This window comes from Bradyrhizobium sp. URHC0002, from assembly GCF_054059515.1.
In genome coordinates this window covers 2,988,163-3,007,663 of record NZ_JBSSCF010000001.1, presented here as the reverse complement: position 1 = coordinate 3,007,663, position 19,501 = coordinate 2,988,163, and the positions used below count along the sequence as shown (strand labels likewise).

Below are 19,501 nucleotides of genomic sequence, written 5' to 3'. Positions count from 1 at the left end.
CCGTGGCGCAAGGAGCAACCATCGCTGCGGCCACTGCGCGCGCACCGCGGCAAATGGCCGACGACGCCCCGCATCTCCTGCTGGTCGACGACGACCGCCGCATCCGCGATCTTTTGTCGCGGTTTCTGTCCAGCGAGGGTTATCGCGTCACCACCGCGTCGAGCGCGGGCGACGCGCGCTCCAAACTGCTCGGCCTGCATTTCGACCTCCTGATCCTCGACGTCATGATGCCCGGCGAAACCGGCTTCGATCTGGCCCGCTTCATCCGCACCTCGTCCTCGGTGCCGATCATCATGCTGACGGCGCGCCATGAGGCAGAGGCGCGGATCGAGGGCCTGCAGATCGGCGCCGACGACTATGTCGCAAAACCGTTCGAGCCGCGCGAACTGGTCTTGCGGATCGGCAATATCCTCAAGCGCTCCGCACCGCCGCCGGTGGAGACGCTGGAGCAGATCGCGTTCGGCCCCTACGTCTATCATCTCGACCGCGGCGAACTGCGCCAGGGCGAGGAGATCATTCACCTGACCGACCGCGAGCGCGAAATGCTGCGCATTCTGGCCGTTAGCCCCGGCGAAACCGTGCCGCGCGCGGCGCTGACCGGCGGCGGCACGGTGAACGAGCGCGCGGTCGACGTGCAGATCAACCGCCTGCGGCGCAAGATCGAGCGCGATCCCGCCAATCCGCTGTTCCTGCAGGCGGTGCGCGGCATCGGCTATCGCCTGGTCGCGTCGCCCTGAGCCAATTCATGAGCACGCTCGACACCGGCCTGACATTCATCCGCAATGCGTCGCAACGCGTCTCCAGGGCCAATGGCTGGATGGGCAACGCGTTCAAGAGCTGGATGCCGACCGGCCTCTATGCCCGGGCGCTGCTGATCATGATCGTGCCGATGGTGATGCTGCAGACGGTGGTCGCCTTCGTGTTCATGGAGCGGCACTGGAACACGGTGACAAGGCATTTATCGGCCGCCGTGGTGCAGGATATCGCGAGCCTGATCGACATCTATAAGACTTATCCGCAGGACAAGGATCGCGCGCAACTCAAGCGCATCGCGCAGCAGCGGCTCGGGCTCGTGGTCGATTTCCTCCCGGCGGGCGACATGCCCACGCCGGGGCCAAAGCCGTTTTTCTCGCTGCTCGACCAATCGCTCTCGGGGCAGATCAGCCGCCAGATCAGCCGTCCGTTCTGGATCGACACCGTCGGTATGTCCAATCTGGTCGAGATCCGCATCCAGCTCGACGACGCCGTGATGCGCGTGTTCGCGCAGCGCAGCAGGGCCTACGCCTCCAATTCGGAAATCTTCATCTTCTGGATGCTCGGCACTTCCTCGATCCTGCTGATCGTCGCGGTATTGTTCCTGCGCAACCAGATCAGGCCGATCCTGCGGCTGGCGGACGCCGCCGAAAGCTTCGGCAAGGGCCGCGAGGCCCCGAATTTCCGTCCCCGCGGCGCGCGGGAGGTGCGGCGCGCCGCACAGGCGTTCCTGGAAATGAAGGCGCGCGTCGAGCGCTCGATCGAGCAGCGCACCGCGATGCTGGCCGGCGTCAGCCACGATCTGCGCACGATCCTGACCCGCTTCAAGCTCGAGCTTGCGCTGATCGGCGACAGTCCCGAGGTCGACGGCATGCGCAAGGATGTCGACGAAATGGCCGGCATGCTGGAGGCCTATCTCTCCTTTGCGCGCGGCGACAGCGGCGAGACCGCACAGCCGACCGACATGGCGAAGGCGCTGGAAGAGCTGCGCAGCGACGCCGAGCGCAACGGCCATATCGCGACGGTGACGTTCCACGGCCTGCCCGTGGTGACGGTGAAGCCGGCCTCGTTCAAGCGCTGCATCGCCAACCTCGTCTCCAACGCGGCGCGCCACGCCAAGACGGTCGCGATCACCGGTCACCGCGATCACCGCTATCTGACGGTGACGGTCGACGACGACGGGCCGGGCATTGCCGCCAATATGCGCGAGGAAGTGTTCAAGCCGTTCCTGCGGCTCGACGATGCCCGCAACCAGGACGAGGGCGGCACGGGCCTGGGCCTCGCCATCGCCCGCGATATCGCCCGCTCGCATGGCGGCGACATCACGCTCGGCGACAGCCCGATGGGCGGATTGAGGGCGGCGGTAAGGGTGCCGGTATAGGCGCTGCTCACACCTGCGTTGTGGCCATCCTTCGAGACGGCGCGGAGGCTGTCATCGGGCGCGCATTCGCGCGACCCGTTGGCGCCTCCTCAGGATGAGAACCTCAAAGTGAGGAGCGCGGCAACGCCGCGCGTCTCGAACCATGTAGCCCGACTGCAACCGCGATGAGCCGCTATTTCCCCGGCTGTTTCGGAATCAGGGACTTCAGCTTTTCCATGTCCTTGATGTTCATCTTCATGCCGCCGGGCATCACGATATCGCCGGCCTTCTGATCGCCCTTGCAGGCGCCGAGCCATTTGGCCTCGATCGTCGTGGTGTTGTCGCGCGCGGCACCGGCCGCGCCGCCTTCGCTGTGCGAGGTCGATTTCACCGTGTAGGCGGAATTGAAGTCGCCGGTGATCTCGGCATGCGACTTGATCGTCATGCCGGCGATGGCGCAGACGGAATCGGTGACATAGCCGGCTGACGTCTTCTGGATATCCTGCTTCGAGCACATCTCCTTGGCCATCGGCGAGAACGCAGTGCTCATGTCCTTGTCGGTGGTCTCGTCGGTGCACTGCTGCATCGTCATCTCCGGCGACGGCGCGCCGGTGCTCAGCACCTTCATCTCCCACAGGCCGGCCTTGCGCACCGGCAACTCCACGGCGACGGCGCCGCTGACTGGCAACAGGGCCAACAGACCAACGGCCGAACAAGACACAAGAAACAGTCGTCGCATGCGTAGGCTCCCCTGAACTTTTCCACGAAATCGTGCGCGCGAGTGAACACACGCTTTGCGTGGCAAAAGCATGTCCAGCCGGAAAATCAGGGTAGCGGCGGCGCTCAGTAAAGCGTGCGCAGCGGCCGCTCTGCGGCGCCATAGGGCACCCAGCGGCAGGCAAAGGAAACATAGCCGCCGTAGTTCGGTTGCACGCCGAGGAATTTTACAACCTTGCCGTAGCGGGCGCAGTGGTCGACGGCGAGCTGCCGGGCATCGGCCTGCGTCGCGAGCGTATAGGCGATGATGCCGCCGGTGTCGTTGCCCTTGAACGGCGGCACCGTGTCGATGTCCCACCATTGCGCCTGCACCGGCGCGCCCGCCAGCATTCCGCCCATGGCAATCAGGCTCGCGGCCACAATTCTTCGCATCGCAGACTCCATTTCGCTTGAAGCCCACCATAGTGTGCGCCGACCGCCGTGAAAAGAATACTCAAGGCACGAGGCGGACTTAGCTGTCAGGTGTTGCCGCGCTGCACTTGACCTCGTCAGGGCTTCGCGGCACCGTCTCGGGCGTTGGTTTACCGGCGGATTCCCCATGCGCAACCTGTTCACATCCTTGAGAGCCCTCGGCCCCAAAACACTTGGCCCGATGACGGCGGTGCTCGCCCTGCTGGCCTTCAGCCATGCCGCCCAGGCCGCCAACCCGTTGGAATTGAATTTCGGGCTGTTCGGCCCGAGCTATGACGGCCGCGTCGCCGAATGCGAGCGGGCGCTGTCGACGATTGCGTCGCAGTTCCAGGAGAAGGAGGGCAAGTTCTGGAATTCGGCGCTTGTTATCACCGGCTTTGGCCGGATCCATGAAACCGCGTTCCGGCCCTGGCAATCTGACAATATTCCGCGCCGTTTCTGCAGCGGCGACGTGATGCTTAGCGACGGCAAGATGCGCACCGTGCACTATTCGATCATCGAGGATGGCGGTTTCGCCGGCTTCGGACAGGGCGTCGAATGGTGCGTGACCGGACTTGACCGCAACTGGGCGTATAGCCCGGGCTGCCGGGCCGCCCGGCCCTGATTCGCGCCCGATTGAATGGACACCCGCGGCTGGCGCTGCGGGCAATGCAATTTTGTTCTTGAAATGTTCCATCTCCCTGCTAGGCTCCCGGTAGTCGAGTAGAGGGGGCGTTGGATGCACCGATCCGTCAATATGTTGCGGCTTCTGATTTCGCTGGCGCTTGTTGTCGCCTCCGCCGGTATGGCGTCCGCCCAGGACCGCCGACAGAACGCCCCGGGCGAGTTCGATTTTTACGTCCTGGCCCTTTCCTGGTCGCCCTCGTTCTGTGAGGCGGCGGCCGAGCGCGGCAATAGCGGGCGCTCACAGGTCCAGTGCGAACGGCCCTATTCCTTCGTTGTCCACGGCCTGTGGCCGCAATATGAGCGCGGCTTTCCCGAATATTGCCAGCGGCCCTCGCCGCGGCTCGATCGCAACATCATGACCTCGATGCTGGACCTGATGCCGGCGCCCGGCCTGATCTTCAACGAGTGGGACAAGCACGGCACCTGTTCGGGCCTTGGCGCGCGGGCCTATTTCGAGAGCATCCGCAAGGCGCGCGCGGCGGTGAAGATCCCCGAGGAATTCCTGCAATTGTCGGAGCAGAAAACCGTTGCTCCGAGCGATCTCGAGGCGGCCTTCATCAGGATCAACCCGGGCCTGAGCAGTTCGGCGATTTCGGTGACCTGCTCCGGCCGGCGCCTGAGCGAAGTACGGATCTGCCTGAGCAAGGACATGCAATTTCACGCCTGCGAGGAAATCGACCGCCGCGCCTGCCGCCGCGACGAAGTGGTGATGCCGCCGGTGCGCGGCGGCTGAAGATCCTCTTCCGCCACGCCAAGGCAATATACCAAGGCATCGCGGCCCACTTGCGCAGACTACCCAGAGTTGTCTGCGTTCCCGGTCATCCACGGCTTTATCGTCGTCTGCAAAGCACGTGGATGGCCGGGATCCTTCCACGCCAAAGCTGCGTCAGGCGCTGATATCCACACTGGTGTGATCGGCGAAGCTCAGTCGTGCCGATCCATTGAAAGCAATGGAATCGTTCGAGCCCTTGAAGTTTACAGTGGTCCTGCCGAACTGCTGGGTGACGATAACATCATTCAGCGAATAACCACTGATCGCGAAATCGACGCTGTCGCTGCCGTTGTCGATCCGAACGAGATCGTTGCCGTCACCCTTGGCAAAATTGATCGTGGAATTATCACCCGATACATTGATGTGATCGTCGCCGGCGCCGCCCGTCACGGTCGAAGATCCGCCGACCCAGATCCCATCGTTGCCCGCGCCACCATCGACGACGGAATAATCATTGGTCCGCACGTTGTCATCGCCGTCGCCGGCTGAGACCGTCGCATATGAGTATGTGTGCACGCTGTCGTTACCGGTACCGGCGTCGACAACCGCATAGTCATAGGCGCTGATATTATCATTGCCCGCGCCGCCGCTCAGGTTGGCGTGATCGTAGGCGCGGAGGCTGTCTTCGCCGGCGCCGCCGTCAAGGGTGGAATGGTCGTAGGCTGTGAGTATGTCGTTGCCGTTACCACCCGAAGCGTTCGAATACGCATAGGTGCTGATGTAATCATTGCCGTCACCGCCGGTGGCCGTTGAATAATCGTACGTGAGGATGTGATCGTCGCCGGCGCCGCCATCCACGGTCGAATGGTCATAGGTGCGGACGAAGTCGTCACCCTCGCCGGCGACGACGTTGGCCTGGCCATCGACCATAATCACATCGTTGCCCGCGCCGGAATCGACCGTGGCGTTGCTGGCGTGAACCCGGATGCTGTCGTCACCGGCCCCGCTGATAATCTCGAACAGATCCATGCCGACCGACAATCCGCCGCTGGCGTCACCGCCGCCAAGCGCCGCCGCCGACCCGCCGGAGCTAAAGGCATCGAGCTGTGCCTGCAACTGGTCGACGACGGATTGTTCTGCCGACGCCCGCGCCAGCAACAACTTGGCGTGGTGCGAGATGCTGACCGTGGTGACCGGGGCATCCGGCGCCGATGACGATGTCCGGCTGTATACGCTTGCCGTGCTGCCCTTGGTGCCCGCATCCGCTGCCGCGGTGCCGGTCTGCGAAATCGACAAGGAGGTGTACGAATAGGCAGCGGCAATCACACTCATGATTCACTTCCTTTCAACTGCTCCAGGCGCACACCTAAATACCCATACACCCTTAAATAGAACGTTAGCGGGTGGGTTGCATTTGCAACAATGCTGAATGCAATTGGTTTTGGTCGCCTCTACGGATGGCCGGTCAAATCATCTCGCGATGAGACGGACATCGCGCCAACTCGATACGTCATCCGCCGCTCGCATCTGCGACGATGTGGGTTACTTTCCGCGCCCCGATGTCGTAACCCCTCCCCCATGAACTACCGACACGCCTTCCACGCCGGCGGCTTTGCCGATGTCATCAAGCACATCGTGCTCGTGCGCATGCTGACCTATCTGCAGGAAAAGCAGGCTCCGTTTCGCGTCATCGACACCCATGCCGGCGCCGGCCGCTACGATCTCACAGGTGAAGAGGCGCGCCGCGGCGGCGAATGGCTGACCGGCATTGCGCGGGTGATGCAGGCGCGATTTTCGGAAAACGCGCTGCCGCTGCTGACTCCCTATCTCGATATCGTCAGGGCATTCAATGCGCCGGGCAAGCTTGAGGCCTATCCCGGATCGCCCCTGATCGCCCGCGCGCTGCTGCGGCCGCAGGACCGTCTCACGGCCTGCGAAATCGAGCACGGCGCCCGCAAGCAGCTGATCGATGCGCTGCGCCGCGACAGCCAGGCGCGGGTGGTGGATCTCGACGGCTGGACCGCGTTGCCGGCCTTCGTGCCGCCCAACGAGCGGCGCGGCCTGGTGCTGATCGACCCTTCTTTCGAGCAAAAGGACGAATTCGAGAAGCTGGCCGACGGGTTCGCCGAAGCCTGTGCGAAATGGCCAACGGGGAGCTACCTGATCTGGTATCCCGTGAAGAGCCGGAGGGCTACCGACACCCTGGCGCGGCTTGTCGCGGGCGCTACCGCCGCCAGCAAGCCGGCCGGGAAATGCCTGCGGCTCGAATTCAGCGCCGCGCCCCAGGCAGCGGGCGGCCCCCTCACCTCCACCGGCCTCCTGATCGTCAATCCGCCGTGGACGCTGGCGGGTGAGTTGAAGACAATTTTACCCGAACTCGAAAAACCGCTCGGCCAGGGCGGGGCCGGCCGGTTCAGGCTCGAGACCCCCAAACCCTGAAGAGGTACTACTCCCGAAAAGTGCGATTGTGCCGTAGGCAATTTACGCGAAACCGTATTATGCTCAGGACGTTTTGGGACTGGCTTTACGTTCCGCTTCCGCGAATGGTTGCGGCGGAGTGATCAAGGCCGAATAAAATCCGGGTCGATCGGCAGCATTAGCCCGATCGGCCAGGTGGCCAAGCTTCCGGCAGCGAATGTCCGGTCGGCCGATACGCGGGTTGCGCGTAGCGGCAGAGCAATACGGGGGAGGAGTTTCCCGATGGCCATGACTGGAATAGTCAAGTTCTTCAATGGAGAACGCGGCTACGGCTTCATCAAGCCCGATGATGGCGGTCGCGATGTGTTCGTTCACATTACCGCCGTCGAGCGGGCCGGATTGAAGGATCTGACAGAAGGACAGCGCATTGCGTTCGAGGTTGAACCGGACAAGAAGGGCAAAGGCCCCAAGGCGGTCAACCTGGTGATTTCATCGTAAACCAACGCTTTCGTTGGACGCGGACTGAATTTTGGGCTGCGAAGATTGTGCTGGGCACGGCATCGCCGCCCAGAGCGTTGCGGCTTGCGGCGCGCCGCGCATAACCCCGGCCCGAAGGCAAAAAAATCCCGGCGACTTACTGCCGCCGGGAGGTGGTAGCCCGCAGTTTTTTTGTTCTTAGAAGCGATAGTTCACGCCGGCCCGGATCAAGCCGAACCGATAGCCGTTTGACGCACCTGTAATGACGAAGTTGCTGTTGGCCAGATCGACATAGAGGTATTCGACCTTGGCGCTCCAGTTCGAGGCGAAGCCCACCTCGGCGCCAGCGCCGAGCGTCCAGCCCGCATTGGTATGGGATTCCGACACGCCGAAGGTGGTGGCGCGCAGTTCGCCGAAGGCGAGACCGCCGGTGCCGAAGAACAGGATATTGTTGAACGCATAGCCGGCACGGCCGCGAACCGTACCGAACCAGGGGTTGGAAAATTTCCACGGGGCGAAGGTTTCTTCAGCGCCCGTCGCCTGGATGTCGCCTTCGACACCGAAGACAAAGGCTCCGCTCTGCCAATTGTAGCCTGCCTGGACACCCCCCACGAAACCGGACGGCTTGGCCGGATTGTTGGCGACCGAGCCCCAAGCATAGCCGAGGTTGACGCCGAGATAGGGACGGGCCCAGCTAAAGCCGTCGAACAGCTGGTTGCCGGTATAGGTCATCGGGCGGAGGTCGGCGGCGTGCGCCGACGTGGTCAAGCCTGCGGCGATCAACGCCAGCGCGCCCGACACGAACCTGCTCATCACGCAAACTCCACGCAACCGCCGCGACCAAGCCGGGCGAGACGCCGGTTTGGTTACGGAACTCCAACTTTTCCGATAAGATTTATCGAGAGTTTTAAGTTAAAGGGTTGTTAAGCCGGGTTACCGCCCGCTCATCATTCTTAATAATGCGTTACCGGCGCCTTTCCCCGGCAGGGAGCACCGCGAGCGCTGGCGATGCCGCCCGGCAGCGCTTAATTTAGGCCCCATGGATCACGATTCTACCGACCATCCGGAGCCCCCGCGCAAGGCGCGGCGGGGTTCCCAGCCGGATCTGCCACCGCAGGACCTGATCGCCGCCGACGTCGACCCCGCGACATCCGCCGCCGAGGAGGACGACGAGGCGCGCCTGCCGGAAGCCGCTGAGGACGCTGGTGAGGAAGCTGCCGGGGCGATTGCCGAGGGCCCGCTGGCGGTCGGCCATGCGGCCATCGAAAACGCGGTGCGGCTGGCGCCGACCTCTCCCGGCGTCTACCGCATGCTCAATGCCGCCAGTGACGTGCTGTATGTCGGCAAGGCGAAAAACGTTCGCAAGCGGCTCTCCTCCTACGCCCGCGTCAACGCGCCGCTGCCGGCGCGCATCCTGCGAATGATCGCGGCGACAATGACGGTCGAGATCGTCTCCACCACGACCGAGACTGAAGCGCTGCTGCTGGAAGCCAACCTGATCAAGCAGCTACGGCCGCGCTTCAACGTGCAACTGCGCGACGACAAGTCGTTTCCCTACATCCTGATATCAGGCGACCATTGGGCGCCGCAGATCCTCAAACATCGCGGCGCGCAATCCAGGCCCGGACGATATTTCGGGCCGTTCGCATCCGCCGGCGCCGTCAACCGCACCATCACGGCGCTGCAGCGCGCGTTCCTGATCCGCTCCTGCACCGACGGCTTTTTCGAGAGCCGCACCCGCCCCTGCCTGCTCTACCAGATCCGCCGCTGCTCGGGCCCCTGCACCCGCGAGATCGACTTCCCCGGCTATTCCGAACTGGTGCGCGAGGCGAACGACTTCCTGTCCGGCCGCAGCCATGCCGTGAAGTCGCTGCTCGCCGGCGAGATGGAAAAGGCATCCACCGAGCTCGAATTCGAGACCGCTGCGCTGTATCGTGATCGCCTCGCCGCGCTGTCAGCGATCCAGTCGCAGCAAGGCATCAATCCACGCACGGTGGAAGAAGCCGACGTGTTCGCCATCCATCAGGAGGGCGGCTATTCCTGCGTCGAAGTGTTCTTCTTCCGCACCGGCCAGAACTGGGGCAACCGCGCCTATTTCCCGAAGGCCGAGAAGTCATTCACGCCGGAAGAAGTGCTGGCCTCGTTCCTCGCGCAATTCTACGACGACAAGCCGCCGCCGAGACTCATTTTGCTGTCGCACGAAATCGAGGAATGCCAGTTGCTGGCCGATGCGCTCTCGGTCAAGGCCGGCTTCAAGGTGGAAGTCTCGACGCCGAAGCGCGGCGAAAAGAAAGAGCTGATCGCGCACGCGCTGACCAATGCGCGCGAGGCGCTCGGCCGCAAGCTGAGCGATACCGCAACCCAGAGCCGCCTGCTGCAGGGCATGGCGACCACGCTCGGACTGCCGCAGGTGCCGAAGCGCATCGAGGTGTACGACAACAGCCACATCCAGGGTACCAACGCCGTCGGCGCGATGATCGTGGCGGGGCCGGATGGTTTTATCAAAAACCAGTACCGCAAATTCAACATCAAGTCCGAGGGACTGACGCCCGGCGACGACTACGCGATGATGCGCGAGGTGCTGGAACGGCGCTTCAAGCGGCTCCTGAAACCGCCGGAGGGCGACGCCGTCCAGGGAAAACCTGGCGCGAAGGCCGACGATGATTCGTTTCCGCAGTGGCCCGACCTCGTCATCATCGACGGCGGCCGCGGCCAGCTCAACGCCGTCAGGGAGATTTTCGAGGGTCTGGGATTGACCCAGGTCTCGCTGATGGCCGTGGCAAAAGGCCCGGACCGCGATGCCGGGCGGGAGACCCTGTTCATGCCGGACCGCGAAGCCATCAAGCTCGAACCGCGCGATCCCGTGCTGTATTTCATCCAGCGGCTGCGTGACGAGGCGCATCGCTTCGTGATCGGCTCGCACCGCAAACTGCGGAAAAAAGACATCAGGGAAGCGGGCTTACAGGAAATCCCGGGCATCGGCCCGTCACGCAAACGTGCCTTGCTGCACCACTTCGGAACGCTGAAGGAGATCGAGCGGGCATCGATCGCGGACCTCGGCAAGGTTCCGGGCGTCAGCGCCGAAAGCGCCCGCAAGATTTTCGAGTTTTTCCATGCACAGCCGGGTTAGGGGGACTTCGAGTCGGCATGTCATTTGGGCGTCGCCTGCGACAGATGATCTAGGTCCGCACAGTTGACCTTCACGCTCCAGCGGTATTGGTAAGACGGATGAACATCGCAACAACCAGGGGACAGGGCAAAACCCTGTCCCTGCCGAATATCCTGACCTACGCCCGAATAGCCGCCATTCCGGTGGTGGTCGGCTGCGTTTTCGCCCAGTCCATCCTGGACGGCCCGCTTTGGCTGCGCTGGGTGGCGCTGGCCGTCTTTATCGCCGCGGGGGTGACCGATTACCTCGATGGCTACTATGCGCGAATCTGGGATCAGCAATCCGCTTTTGGCCGGATGCTCGACCCGATCGCCGACAAGCTTCTGGTGGCGTCCTGCCTGTTGATGCTGGCGGCCGACAACTCGATCCACGGCTGGACCCTGTGGGCTGCCATCGTGATCCTGTGCCGCGAAATCCTGGTCTCGGGCCTAAGGGAATACCTCGCGGCCTTGCGGGTCAGCGTCCCCGTGACCAAGCTGGCGAAATGGAAGACCACGATCCAGCTGGTCGCGATCGGCTTCCTGATCGCCGGCGAGGCGGGCGAGCAGATTCTGCCCGCGACCACCCTGATCGGGATCGCGCTGCTGTGGATGTCGGCGATCTTCACGATCTACACCGGCTGGGACTATTTCCGCGCCGGCATCCATCACCTCATCAAGGAGGATGAGGGATGAGGGTGAAATATTTCGCCTGGGTACGCGAGCGGGTCGGCGTCGCGGAGGAAACCGTCGAGCCGCCGGCCGACGTGCGCACGGTGAACGACCTGATCGGCTGGCTGTCCAGCCGGAGCGAGGCTTATGCCTACGCCTTCGAAAAGCCGAAGGTAATCCGCGCCGCAATCGACCACACCCATGTCAAGCCGGACGCCGCGATCTCAGGCGCACGCGAGATTGCATTTTTCCCGCCGATGACCGGCGGTTGAGCTTTCAGATGCCTGTCACCGCGACCATTCGCATTCAGGAAGCGGATTTCGACGTCGCGCAGGAAATCGCTGTTCTTACCAAAGGGCGCACCGATATCGGCGCCGTCGTCTCGTTCAGCGGCATCTGCCGCGGCAGCGAGAACGGCGAACCGATCGCCGCGCTGACGCTCGAGCATTATCCCGGCATGGCCGAGGCCGAGATCGCCCGCCATGCCGACGAGGCGCTGTCGCGCTGGCCGTTGCAGGGCCTCACGGTCATTCACCGGTTCGGCCGCATCGCGCCGGGTCAGAACATCGTGCTGGTGGTGACGGCATCGCCGCATCGCCAGGCAGCCTTCGAAGCGGCGGACTTCCTGATGGACTACCTCAAGACCAACGCGCCGTTCTGGAAGCGCGAAGAAAGCCAGAAAGGCACCAGTTGGGTCGAGGCGCGCGACCATGATGACGCCGCCGCCGCACGCTGGACCAAACCCTGATGGCCAAACGCGCAAAACCGGCGGCGAAGCGCGGCGCTGGCCCAATGAGACTTCCCAAGATCGGCGCCGGCGAATTGCTGACGCTGCTCGATTTCGTCCGCTACGCCGTCAGCCGCTTCACCGAGGCCGAGTTGGTGTTTGCCCATGGCACCACCGATCCGGTCGCCGAGGCCGCCTTCCTGGTCTGCGAGGCGCTGCATCTCCACCCTGACCAGTTCGAGGCGTTCGCCACCGCGCGCGTCACCGCCGCCGAAGGTCGAAAGATCCTCGATCTGATTGCGCGGCGCGTCACCACGCGAAAACCCACAGCCTACCTCGTCAACAAGATCTACATGCGCGGCCTGCCGTTCTATGTCGACGAGCGCACCATCGTGCCGCGCTCGTTCATCGGCGAATTGCTGGACTCGCATTTCGGTCGCCAGGAAAACGAAGGATATGACGAGGAAGACGGTTCGCTGATCGGCGACCCGGCATCGATACGCAACGTGCTCGACCTCTGCACCGGCTCGGGCTGTCTCGCCATTCTGGCGAGCAGGAATTTTCCGAATGCCGCAATCGACGCGGTGGATATTTCAAAAGGCGCGATCGAGGTCGCCACGCGCAATGTCGGAGACTACGGCCTGCAGGATCGCTTGAGGCTGTACCGCGGCGATCTGTTCAAGCCGCTGGGCGGCAAACGCTACGACCTGATCATTTCCAATCCGCCCTATGTCGATGCGGAAGGCATGGCCGACCTGCCGCGCGAATGCCGCGCCGAGCCGAAACTCGCCTTCGACGGCGGCGCGGACGGGATCGACATCGTCCGCCGCATCCTGGACGAAGCTGAAGCGCATCTGACGCCGCAGGGCGGGCTGTTATGCGAGATCGGCCGCTGCCGTCCGCAAGTGGAGGCCGCCTATCCGGAACTGCCGCTGCTCTGGCTCGACACCGCGGATTCCGAGGGCGAAGTGTTCTGGATCGCCGCCGCCGATCTCTAGAGCCCCCGATTGCGCGGAAATATCACGGCGTGCTGGCGTTCCCGTACAGCGGCGAAACTGATAGTTTGGCGATAGCTATCGCCCCCAAACCGAAAAGAGGCCGCCCATGCTGGACAAGAGCCCTCGTCCCACCCCCATCGCGGTTCCGAACGACCTCGCCGCGCACTGGATGCCGTTCACCGCGAACCGGGCGTTCAAGAAGAACCCGCGGATGCTCGCCGGCGCCAAGGACATGCATTACTTCACCGTCGACGGCCGCAAGATCATCGACGGCGCCTCGGGCATGTGGTGCACCAATGCCGGCCACGGCCGCACCGAGATTTCGTCGGCGATCGCCAAGCAGGCCGAGGCGCTCGACTATGCGCCGCCGTTCCAGTTCGGCATTCCGCAGGCCTTCGAACTTGCGAGCCGCATCGCGGAACTGGCGCCCGCCGGGCTCGACCACGTGTTCTTCTGCAATTCCGGTTCGGAAGCGGCCGACACCGCGCTCAAGATCGCGCTCGCCTATCACCAGATCAACGGCCAGGGCAGCCGCATCCGCCTGATCGGCCGTGAACGCGGCTATCACGGCGTCGGTTTTGGCGGCACCTCCGTCGGAGGCATCGTCAGCAACCGAAAGATGTTCGGCTCGCTGTTGACCGGCGTCGATCATTTGCCGGCGACCTATGACCGCGAGAAGCAGGCCTTCAGCAAGGGCGAACCGGACTATGGCGCGCATTTCGCCGACGAGCTCGAGCGCATCGTCAATTTGCACGGCGCCAACACCGTCGCGGCCGTGATCGTCGAGCCGATGGCGGGATCGACCGGCGTGCTGCCGGCGCCGAAGGACTATCTCAAGCGGCTGCGCGAGATCACCCAGAAGCACGGCATCCTGCTGATTTTCGACGAGGTCATCACCGGCTATGGCCGGCTTGGCTTCGCCTTTGCCGCCGAACGCTATGGCGTGACGCCCGACATGCTGACCTTCGCCAAGGGCATCACCAATGGCGCCGCCCCGTTGGGCGGCGTGCTGGTGCGCGACACCATCCACGACGCCTTCATGAGCGGCCCGGAACATGTGGTCGAACTGGCCCATGGCTACACCTACTCGGCCCATCCGCTGGCCTGCGCGGCGGGCCTCGCCACGCTCGACATCTACCGCGACGAAAAGCTGTTCGAGCGCGCTTATCAGCTGGAGCCGAAATTCGCCGACGCGGTGATGTCGCTGCGGAAGGAGCCTGGCGTGGTGGATATCCGCACTGTCGGCCTGACCGCCGGCATCGATCTCGCGTCGGTTGCGGATGCGCCAGGCAAGCGCGGCTTTGCCGGGCTCGACAGCGCCTTCCACGACAATGATTTGATGCTGCGGGTGGCCGGCGACACGCTGGTCCTGACCCCGCCGCTGATCATCACCGAGGACCAGATCGGCGAGATCGTCGAAAAAGTCGCCAAGGTGATCCGCGCGACGGCATAGCTGTTGCCCTGTGCCCCGGCCGTGAGCCGGGGCCCAACTCCTCAGTCCTGGCTTTCGACATCTGTCCCCGGCTCCTGATGTGCAATTGCGCATAAGGGCCGGGACACGCAACCGAATGGCATCGTGTTCCCGGTTCCCGGCCGTTTCAAAAGAACACTAGCTCTGCGAATCAACATTGATGCTAAGGTTGCGTTGCTCGGGGAGCGCAAGGCGGACCGTGCCTGAAACTTCCGTGTTTTCCCGGGTGAATACAGTTCGGACCTGAGGGCGTAGCGCGCGACATGATTCGCATTTCGACGATTTTCATCGCCATCTGCATGGTGCTGGTTGCAGCCTCCCTCGGCCTCGTCCTGCATGCGGTGGCCGGCTTCAGCGGCACCGATTCCGCGATCGTGGCCCTCACCGCGCTGACCTTCCTGATCCTCTACAACGCCGTGTCGATGCGGCTGCGCGACCGCTCCGACGTCGGCGGCCAGATCGCCGATCTTTCCCGCGGCACCGCCGACCTCGCCCGCCAGGTCGCCGAATTCGGCCGCCGGCTCGCCGCGATCGAGGGCCGGGTGGTGTCGGCGAACTCGGCAAGCTCCGACCGAATCCAGGCCGTCCTCGGCGAGATCAACGAGCTCGGCGGGCTGGTCAAGCAACTGGCCATCTCGGTGGCGAGCCATGAGGATCTGCTGGCTGCGGGCGTGGCGGCCGCGCCTCCCGCCCCGTCGGACAGGCCGCATTCCGAACCGCCGCAAGAACCGGCGATCGCTCCGGAGCAAGCGGCGCCCACCGTCAGGCCCGCGCCGGTTGCAGCGGCAAAGCCGGCACCTTCAGCGGAAGCCGCTTCGCCCTCGCGCAGCCAGCCGCAGTTGCTTGCCGCGGTGAAGAATGCCGTCGACGAAAGCCGGCTCGACATCTACCTGCAGCCGATGGTGACGCTGCCGCAGCGCAAGGTGCGCTTCTACGAAGCGGTGACGCGGCTGCGCGACGACAAGGACCAGATTCTCGCCGCCGACGATTTCATCGCCATCGCCGAAGCCGGCGGGCTGATCGGCAAGATCGACCACATGGTGATGCTGCGCTGCATCCAGGTGTTGCGCCGCCTGATGGTGCGCAACAAGGACGTCGGCGTGTTCTGCAACGTCTCGGCGGCGACGCTCGGCAATCCCGCCAATTTCGCGCAATGCCTCGACTTCCTCGAGGCCAATCGGGCGCTGGCGCCGTCGTTCGTGCTCGAATTCAAGCAGGCGGCGTTTCGCCACCTCGGCCCGACCGAAATCGAGAATCTCGCCGCCTTGTCGCAGCGCGGTTACCGCTTCTCGATCGATCACGTCACCGACTTGCGGATCGAGCCGCGCGACCTCGCCGACCGCGGCGTTCGTTTCATCAAGGTGCCGGCGGCATTGTTGCTCGATCCCAGGCAGAGTTCGACTTCGGACATCCACCCTTCCGATCTTTCCGACCTGCTCGGCCGCTTCGGCATCGACCTGATCGCCGAAAAGATCGAGGGCGAGCGGGCGGTGGTGGACCTGCTCGACTATGACGTACGGTTTGGGCAGGGCTTCCTGTTCGCGCCGCCGCGGCCGTTGCGGCCCGAGGGAGCATCTGCTACCGGCGGGGCGACAGCGAACAAGGAATCCGGCGCTCCCAATGGCTCCAGCAACACCGTTCCCATCGCCAGCCCGGCCGCAGAAGCTCCGATGCGGGCGACCGGCAATGCCGCACTGGTGCGCCGTGCCGCGGGACCCGGCTAACAGGCTTCCGAACTCATGACCTCATTGCGTTTTGTGGAGAGGCTGAGCGACCTCGTGACCGGCGTGGAGGTCATCCTCTCCGACATCTGGGGTGTGGTGCATAACGGGCTGGAGTCCTTTCCCGAAGCCTGCGAGGCGCTACACACCTATCGCCAGCGCGGCGGCACCGTCATCCTGATCACCAACGCGCCGCGACCGGCCGATTCCGTGCAGCGCCAGTTGCGCAAGCTCGGCGTCGCCGACGAAACCTACGACGCCATCGTCAGTTCCGGCGACCTGACCCGGAGTTTCGTCGCCGACCATCCCGGCAAGAAAATCTTCTGGATCGGTCCGGAGCGAGACTCTTCGATCCATCGCGGGCTCGACGCCGTGATGGCGCCGCTGGAACAGGCCGACTACATCATCTGCACCGGCCTGTTCGACGACGAGACGGAATCCGCGGAAGACTATCGCGCCATGATGCTGCAGGCGCGCGAGCACAAGCTGCCGCTGATTTGCGCCAACCCCGATATCGTCGTCGAACGCGGCGACCGGTTGATCTATTGCGCGGGCGCCATTGCGGAGCTCTATCGCGAACTCGGCGGCGAGGCGATCTTCTACGGCAAGCCGCACCGGCCGATCTATGAACGCGCCATGGCGCTCGCCGCCGAACGTCGTGGCAAGCCCACCTCGCTCGACCGTGTGCTGGCGATCGGAGATTCGGTGCGGACCGACCTCACCGGCGCGCTCGGTTTCGGAATCGACTGTCTTTTCCTCACCCGCGGCATCCATTCCGAGGAATTCGAGGGCATCGACCAGCTCGATCCGGCGTCAGTGAAGGAGCTGTTCGGTCATCCGCCCCGCGCGCTGATGCGCGAATTGCGCTGGTAACCGACGGCCGCCGCGAGCGGCACCGTCACGACCAACCCGGGCTCACAAGCCTGTCGAAGTTCATCATCTGAAAACACAAATGCCCGGGACAAAGCCCGGGCATGACAAATGAATCTATAATATCGGCCGGCGTTTACGCCGTCGCCATGTCCGGGAAGACCGCCTCGATCTTGGTCTTCAGCGTCGCCGCATTGAACGGCTTGACGATGTAGTTGTTCACACCCGCCTTCTTGGCGGCGATCACGTTCTCGGTCTTGGATTCCGCCGTGATCATGATGAAGGGCGTGGTGGCCAGATTGGGGTCGGCACGGACTTCCTTGAGCAGGTCGTAGCCGGTCATCGGCTCCATGTTCCAGTCGGAGATCACAAGCCCGTATTTCTTGCCGCGCATCTTGTTCAGCGCCGCCGAGCCGTCGCTAGCATCGTCGATATTGTCGAAGCCGAGCTGCTTCAGAAGATTTCGGATGATGCGGATCATGGTGCTGTAGTCATCGACCACCAGAACCGGCATGGACAAATCAACCGCCATCTTTCCCCCACTCAATGCTTACGCCACAAATTATCGGCAGGCCTGCGCGACCCGCAGTCCTCCCCCCAGCACTAGCATCAGGCGTTAAACAGCCAGTTAACCGGGCGGCGCCGGATTGCTTCCGTTTTGATCCGACCCGCCCCGCTTGACTTCGACGGGGCCACCGCGTCACGGTCCGGCCGCGCTCACCCAGAATCCCTGAAGAATCCGTGCAGAATCCCTGAAATGACAACTGGTTTTACCGTTATCCGAGACACCACCCCTGCCGCCGAGATCCCCCGCGGGGCCGTGGTCGCCATGGGCAATTTCGACGGCGTCCATCTGGGGCACCGCGCCGTGATCGACGCTGCCTTGCGGATGGGCCGCGCCCAGGGCAAGCCGGCTTTTGCCCTCACCTTCGAGCCGCATCCCCGCACCTTTTTCAGCCCGAACAGCCCGCAATTCCGTCTCTCCGACGAAGCCAACAAGCTGCGGCTGCTGGCCGGAACGGGACTGGACGGTGCCGTGGTGATGACGTTCGACAAGGCCCGCGCCGGAACCTCGGCGCAAGATTTCATTCACCATGACCTGATCAAGCGCCTCGGCATCAGCGGCATTGCGGTCGGCTACGACTTTCATTTCGGCAAGGGCCGCTCCGGCTCGCCGAGCCTGTTGGTCAGCGAGGGGCCGCGGCTCGGCATCGAGGTCGATGTCCAGGCCCATGTCGATATCGACGAGCGGCCGGTGTCCTCCAGCGCGATCCGCATGGCGCTCGCCGAGGGCCAGATCGACGAAGCCACCGCCATGCTGGGCGGGCCGTGGTTCGTGAGCGGCGAGGTGATCCATGGCGAGAAGCGCGGCCGCGATCTCGGCTACCCCACCGCCAATATCCGCCTCGACAAGAATTGCAGCCTCAAGCACGGCATCTATGCGGTGCGGGTCGGCCGCGGCCAGGGGAAAGACCAAGTGCGCTTCGATGCGGTCGCGAGCTTCGGCCGCCGCCCCACCTTCGACAACGGCGCGCCGCTGCTCGAAGTGTTCCTGTTCGACTTCAAGGGCGACCTCTATGGCACTGTGCTCGACGTCGCCTTCATCAGTTTCATCCGCGACGAGCTGAAATTCGACACCATCGAAGCGTTGATACGCCAGATGGATGACGACAGCGCCAAAGCACGCGCGGCACTGGCTGCGGCGCCGGACGCCTTTCCCAGACTCGGAGTGATCGGTTGACCAAGACGGAAAAGCAGAAAATGCTCGCGGGCGAACTCTATCGCCCCGACCACGAACTCCACGCAGAACAGGCCGCGGCCAAGGCGTGGATGGTGCGTTACAATGCGGCGCTGGCGGCGCCCGCATCCGAGCGGCTCGCCTTGCTCCGCGAACGCCTCGGCCACGTTGGAAAGCACGCGGTCATCCGCCCGCCCTTCCACTGCGACTACGGCTACAACATCAGTCTCGGCGACGGCGTGTTCCTCAACTTCAACTGCATCATTCTCGACGTGGTCGAGGTCGTGATTGGCGATGGCACCCAGATCGGGCCGGCCGTGCAAATCTACGCCGCCGACCACCCGCGCGACGCCGAAACGCGGAAGACCGGCCTTGAATTCGGCCGCCCAGTGCGGATCGGCAAAGATGTCTGGATCGGCGGCGGCGCCATCATCCTGCCCGGCGTCACCATCGGCGACGACGCAGTGATCGGCGCCGGCAGCGTGGTCACGCGCGACGTCGCCGTGGGCCAGACGGTTGCCGGAAACCCGGCCCGGCCCCGTCCGAGATGAACCAGTCCTCACTACGGCCGGGGCTTTGCGAT

Annotated in this window: 22 protein-coding genes; 17 read left to right on the top strand and 5 right to left on the bottom strand. The window is 63.8% G+C overall.

The genetic code is table 11. The annotated features are described in order from the left end of the window. The first annotated feature begins 53 nt into the window (after positions 1 to 53). Together ACVWVY_RS14480 and ACVWVY_RS14475 are read left to right on the top strand one after the other, a co-directional pair. On the top strand, positions 54 to 737 hold the full coding sequence (locus tag ACVWVY_RS14480) for a response regulator (protein ID WP_456632211.1): 684 nt from the start codon (positions 54 to 56) through the stop codon (positions 735 to 737). Positions 738 to 745: 8 nt separating this feature from the next. Beyond that, positions 746 to 2,134 (top strand): ATP-binding protein, encoded by a 1,389-nt coding sequence (locus tag ACVWVY_RS14475; RefSeq protein ID WP_456626986.1) that lies wholly within the window; start codon positions 746 to 748, stop codon positions 2,132 to 2,134. 172 nt (positions 2,135 to 2,306) lie between these two features. Here the strand turns inward: ACVWVY_RS14475 and ACVWVY_RS14470 are convergent, their stop codons facing one another. Together ACVWVY_RS14470 and ACVWVY_RS14465 are read right to left on the bottom strand one after the other, a co-directional pair. Beyond that, a complete protein-coding gene (locus ACVWVY_RS14470) occupies positions 2,307 to 2,852 on the bottom strand; it encodes a DUF3617 domain-containing protein (protein WP_456626985.1) in 546 nt (181 codons plus the stop codon). Positions 2,853 to 2,956: 104 nt separating this feature from the next. After that, complete coding sequence (locus tag ACVWVY_RS14465; RefSeq protein ID WP_456626984.1) at positions 2,957 to 3,262, bottom strand: hypothetical protein; 306 nt, start codon at positions 3,260 to 3,262, stop codon at positions 2,957 to 2,959. Positions 3,263 to 3,482: 220 nt separating this feature from the next. Here ACVWVY_RS14465 and ACVWVY_RS14460 point away from each other — a divergent pair, with 220 nt between their 5' ends. Together ACVWVY_RS14460 and ACVWVY_RS14455 are read left to right on the top strand one after the other, a co-directional pair. Beyond that, the gene (locus tag ACVWVY_RS14460; protein ID WP_456632210.1) at positions 3,483 to 3,905 is read left to right on the top strand and encodes a hypothetical protein; all 423 of its coding nucleotides are present in this window, start codon (positions 3,483 to 3,485) and stop codon (positions 3,903 to 3,905) included. A 114-nt stretch (positions 3,906 to 4,019) separates the two neighbouring features. Then, on the top strand, positions 4,020 to 4,700 hold the full coding sequence (locus ACVWVY_RS14455; protein ID WP_456626983.1) for a ribonuclease T2 family protein: 681 nt from the start codon (positions 4,020 to 4,022) through the stop codon (positions 4,698 to 4,700). A gap of 153 nt (positions 4,701 to 4,853) precedes the next feature. On the opposite strand, the gene ACVWVY_RS14450 is transcribed toward ACVWVY_RS14455, so the two are convergent. Next, positions 4,854 to 5,708, bottom strand: coding sequence for a calcium-binding protein (locus tag ACVWVY_RS14450; RefSeq protein WP_456626982.1), 855 nt, complete (start codon positions 5,706 to 5,708; stop codon positions 4,854 to 4,856). On the opposite strand from ACVWVY_RS14450, the gene ACVWVY_RS14445 reads away from it, so the two are divergent. The 3 genes from ACVWVY_RS14445 (at position 5,707) to ACVWVY_RS14435 (ending at position 7,595) form a co-directional block, all read left to right on the top strand. Then, positions 5,707 to 5,991 carry a hypothetical protein gene (locus ACVWVY_RS14445; protein ID WP_456626981.1) on the top strand — a complete coding sequence of 95 codons (285 nt, stop codon included), beginning with the start codon at positions 5,707 to 5,709 and terminating at the stop codon, positions 5,989 to 5,991. The genes ACVWVY_RS14450 and ACVWVY_RS14445 overlap by 2 nt on opposite strands. 266 nt (positions 5,992 to 6,257) lie before the next feature. Further along, complete coding sequence (locus ACVWVY_RS14440) at positions 6,258 to 7,118, top strand: 23S rRNA (adenine(2030)-N(6))-methyltransferase RlmJ (protein ID WP_456626980.1); 861 nt, start codon at positions 6,258 to 6,260, stop codon at positions 7,116 to 7,118. Between the two features lie 261 nt (positions 7,119 to 7,379). Then, entirely contained in the window at positions 7,380 to 7,595 is a 216-nt protein-coding gene (locus ACVWVY_RS14435; protein WP_291863228.1) for a cold-shock protein, read from the top strand. Between the two features lie 177 nt (positions 7,596 to 7,772). Here ACVWVY_RS14435 and ACVWVY_RS14430 read toward each other — a convergent pair whose 3' ends face one another. Beyond that, entirely contained in the window at positions 7,773 to 8,387 is a 615-nt protein-coding gene (locus ACVWVY_RS14430) for an outer membrane protein (RefSeq protein WP_456626979.1), read from the bottom strand. Between the two features lie 226 nt (positions 8,388 to 8,613). On the opposite strand from ACVWVY_RS14430, the gene uvrC reads away from it, so the two are divergent. From uvrC to ACVWVY_RS14390, 8 genes are all read left to right on the top strand, one after another. Beyond that, positions 8,614 to 10,704, top strand: a complete 2,091-nt coding sequence (uvrC, locus tag ACVWVY_RS14425) for an excinuclease ABC subunit UvrC (RefSeq protein ID WP_456626978.1) — start codon at positions 8,614 to 8,616, stop codon at positions 10,702 to 10,704. Positions 10,705 to 10,802: 98 nt separating this feature from the next. After that, a complete protein-coding gene (gene pgsA / locus ACVWVY_RS14420) occupies positions 10,803 to 11,417 on the top strand; it encodes a CDP-diacylglycerol--glycerol-3-phosphate 3-phosphatidyltransferase (RefSeq protein WP_456626977.1) in 615 nt (204 codons plus the stop codon). Then, complete coding sequence (gene moaD / locus ACVWVY_RS14415; RefSeq protein WP_456626976.1) at positions 11,414 to 11,665, top strand: molybdopterin converting factor subunit 1; 252 nt, start codon at positions 11,414 to 11,416, stop codon at positions 11,663 to 11,665. Before pgsA ends, moaD begins: the two co-directional genes overlap by 4 nt. Positions 11,666 to 11,673: 8 nt before the next feature. Next, entirely contained in the window at positions 11,674 to 12,141 is a 468-nt protein-coding gene (locus ACVWVY_RS14410) for a molybdenum cofactor biosynthesis protein MoaE (RefSeq protein WP_456626975.1), read from the top strand. Next, positions 12,141 to 13,118 (top strand): 50S ribosomal protein L3 N(5)-glutamine methyltransferase, encoded by a 978-nt coding sequence (gene prmB, locus ACVWVY_RS14405; protein WP_456626974.1) that lies wholly within the window; start codon positions 12,141 to 12,143, stop codon positions 13,116 to 13,118. The genes ACVWVY_RS14410 and prmB overlap by 1 nt, the downstream gene beginning before the upstream one ends. A 106-nt stretch (positions 13,119 to 13,224) precedes the next feature. Continuing rightward, positions 13,225 to 14,571 carry an aminotransferase class III-fold pyridoxal phosphate-dependent enzyme gene (locus ACVWVY_RS14400; protein WP_456626973.1) on the top strand — a complete coding sequence of 449 codons (1,347 nt, stop codon included), beginning with the start codon at positions 13,225 to 13,227 and terminating at the stop codon, positions 14,569 to 14,571. A gap of 281 nt (positions 14,572 to 14,852) precedes the next feature. Next, positions 14,853 to 16,313 (top strand): EAL domain-containing protein, encoded by a 1,461-nt coding sequence (locus ACVWVY_RS14395; protein WP_456626972.1) that lies wholly within the window; start codon positions 14,853 to 14,855, stop codon positions 16,311 to 16,313. 15 nt (positions 16,314 to 16,328) lie between these two features. Further along, a complete protein-coding gene (locus ACVWVY_RS14390; protein ID WP_456626971.1) occupies positions 16,329 to 17,183 on the top strand; it encodes a TIGR01459 family HAD-type hydrolase in 855 nt (284 codons plus the stop codon). Between the two features lie 133 nt (positions 17,184 to 17,316). Here ACVWVY_RS14390 and ACVWVY_RS14385 read toward each other — a convergent pair whose 3' ends face one another. Beyond that, on the bottom strand, positions 17,317 to 17,712 hold the full coding sequence (locus tag ACVWVY_RS14385) for a response regulator (protein WP_057835874.1): 396 nt from the start codon (positions 17,710 to 17,712) through the stop codon (positions 17,317 to 17,319). 225 nt (positions 17,713 to 17,937) lie between these two features. Here ACVWVY_RS14385 and ACVWVY_RS14380 point away from each other — a divergent pair, with 225 nt between their 5' ends. Together ACVWVY_RS14380 and ACVWVY_RS14375 are read left to right on the top strand one after the other, a co-directional pair. Then, on the top strand, positions 17,938 to 18,921 hold the full coding sequence (locus ACVWVY_RS14380; RefSeq protein WP_456626970.1) for a bifunctional riboflavin kinase/FAD synthetase: 984 nt from the start codon (positions 17,938 to 17,940) through the stop codon (positions 18,919 to 18,921). Continuing rightward, on the top strand, positions 18,918 to 19,469 hold the full coding sequence (locus tag ACVWVY_RS14375; RefSeq protein WP_456626969.1) for a sugar O-acetyltransferase: 552 nt from the start codon (positions 18,918 to 18,920) through the stop codon (positions 19,467 to 19,469). The genes ACVWVY_RS14380 and ACVWVY_RS14375 overlap by 4 nt, the downstream gene beginning before the upstream one ends. Positions 19,470 to 19,501: the final 32 nt, after the last annotated feature.

Bases quoted from the DNA above. Each gene is read 5' to 3' on its own strand.
- ACVWVY_RS14400 (WP_456626973.1), top strand. From the start codon at position 13,225: ATGCTGGACAAGAGCCCTCGTCCCACCCCCATCGCGGTTCCGAACGAC.
- prmB (WP_456626974.1), top strand. From the start codon at position 12,141: ATGGCCAAACGCGCAAAACCGGCGGCGAAGCGCGGCGCTGGCCCAATG.
- ACVWVY_RS14410 (WP_456626975.1), top strand. From the start codon at position 11,674: ATGCCTGTCACCGCGACCATTCGCATTCAGGAAGCGGATTTCGACGTC.
- pgsA (WP_456626977.1), top strand. From the start codon at position 10,803: ATGAACATCGCAACAACCAGGGGACAGGGCAAAACCCTGTCCCTGCCG.
- ACVWVY_RS14390 (WP_456626971.1), top strand. From the start codon at position 16,329: ATGACCTCATTGCGTTTTGTGGAGAGGCTGAGCGACCTCGTGACCGGC.
- ACVWVY_RS14440 (WP_456626980.1), top strand. From the start codon at position 6,258: ATGAACTACCGACACGCCTTCCACGCCGGCGGCTTTGCCGATGTCATC.
- ACVWVY_RS14380 (WP_456626970.1), top strand. From the start codon at position 17,938: ATGACAACTGGTTTTACCGTTATCCGAGACACCACCCCTGCCGCCGAG.
- ACVWVY_RS14465 (WP_456626984.1), bottom strand. From the start codon at position 3,262: ATGCGAAGAATTGTGGCCGCGAGCCTGATTGCCATGGGCGGAATGCTG.
- ACVWVY_RS14395 (WP_456626972.1), top strand. From the start codon at position 14,853: ATGATTCGCATTTCGACGATTTTCATCGCCATCTGCATGGTGCTGGTT.
- ACVWVY_RS14460 (WP_456632210.1), top strand. From the start codon at position 3,483: ATGACGGCGGTGCTCGCCCTGCTGGCCTTCAGCCATGCCGCCCAGGCC.
- ACVWVY_RS14480 (WP_456632211.1), top strand. From the start codon at position 54: ATGGCCGACGACGCCCCGCATCTCCTGCTGGTCGACGACGACCGCCGC.
- ACVWVY_RS14455 (WP_456626983.1), top strand. From the start codon at position 4,020: ATGCACCGATCCGTCAATATGTTGCGGCTTCTGATTTCGCTGGCGCTT.
- ACVWVY_RS14470 (WP_456626985.1), bottom strand. From the start codon at position 2,852: ATGCGACGACTGTTTCTTGTGTCTTGTTCGGCCGTTGGTCTGTTGGCC.
- uvrC (WP_456626978.1), top strand. From the start codon at position 8,614: ATGGATCACGATTCTACCGACCATCCGGAGCCCCCGCGCAAGGCGCGG.
- ACVWVY_RS14385 (WP_057835874.1), bottom strand. From the start codon at position 17,712: ATGGCGGTTGATTTGTCCATGCCGGTTCTGGTGGTCGATGACTACAGC.
- moaD (WP_456626976.1), top strand. From the start codon at position 11,414: ATGAGGGTGAAATATTTCGCCTGGGTACGCGAGCGGGTCGGCGTCGCG.
- ACVWVY_RS14475 (WP_456626986.1), top strand. From the start codon at position 746: ATGAGCACGCTCGACACCGGCCTGACATTCATCCGCAATGCGTCGCAA.
- ACVWVY_RS14445 (WP_456626981.1), top strand. From the start codon at position 5,707: ATGCCGACCGACAATCCGCCGCTGGCGTCACCGCCGCCAAGCGCCGCC.
- ACVWVY_RS14430 (WP_456626979.1), bottom strand. From the start codon at position 8,387: ATGAGCAGGTTCGTGTCGGGCGCGCTGGCGTTGATCGCCGCAGGCTTG.
- ACVWVY_RS14450 (WP_456626982.1), bottom strand. From the start codon at position 5,708: ATGGATCTGTTCGAGATTATCAGCGGGGCCGGTGACGACAGCATCCGG.
- ACVWVY_RS14435 (WP_291863228.1), top strand. From the start codon at position 7,380: ATGGCCATGACTGGAATAGTCAAGTTCTTCAATGGAGAACGCGGCTAC.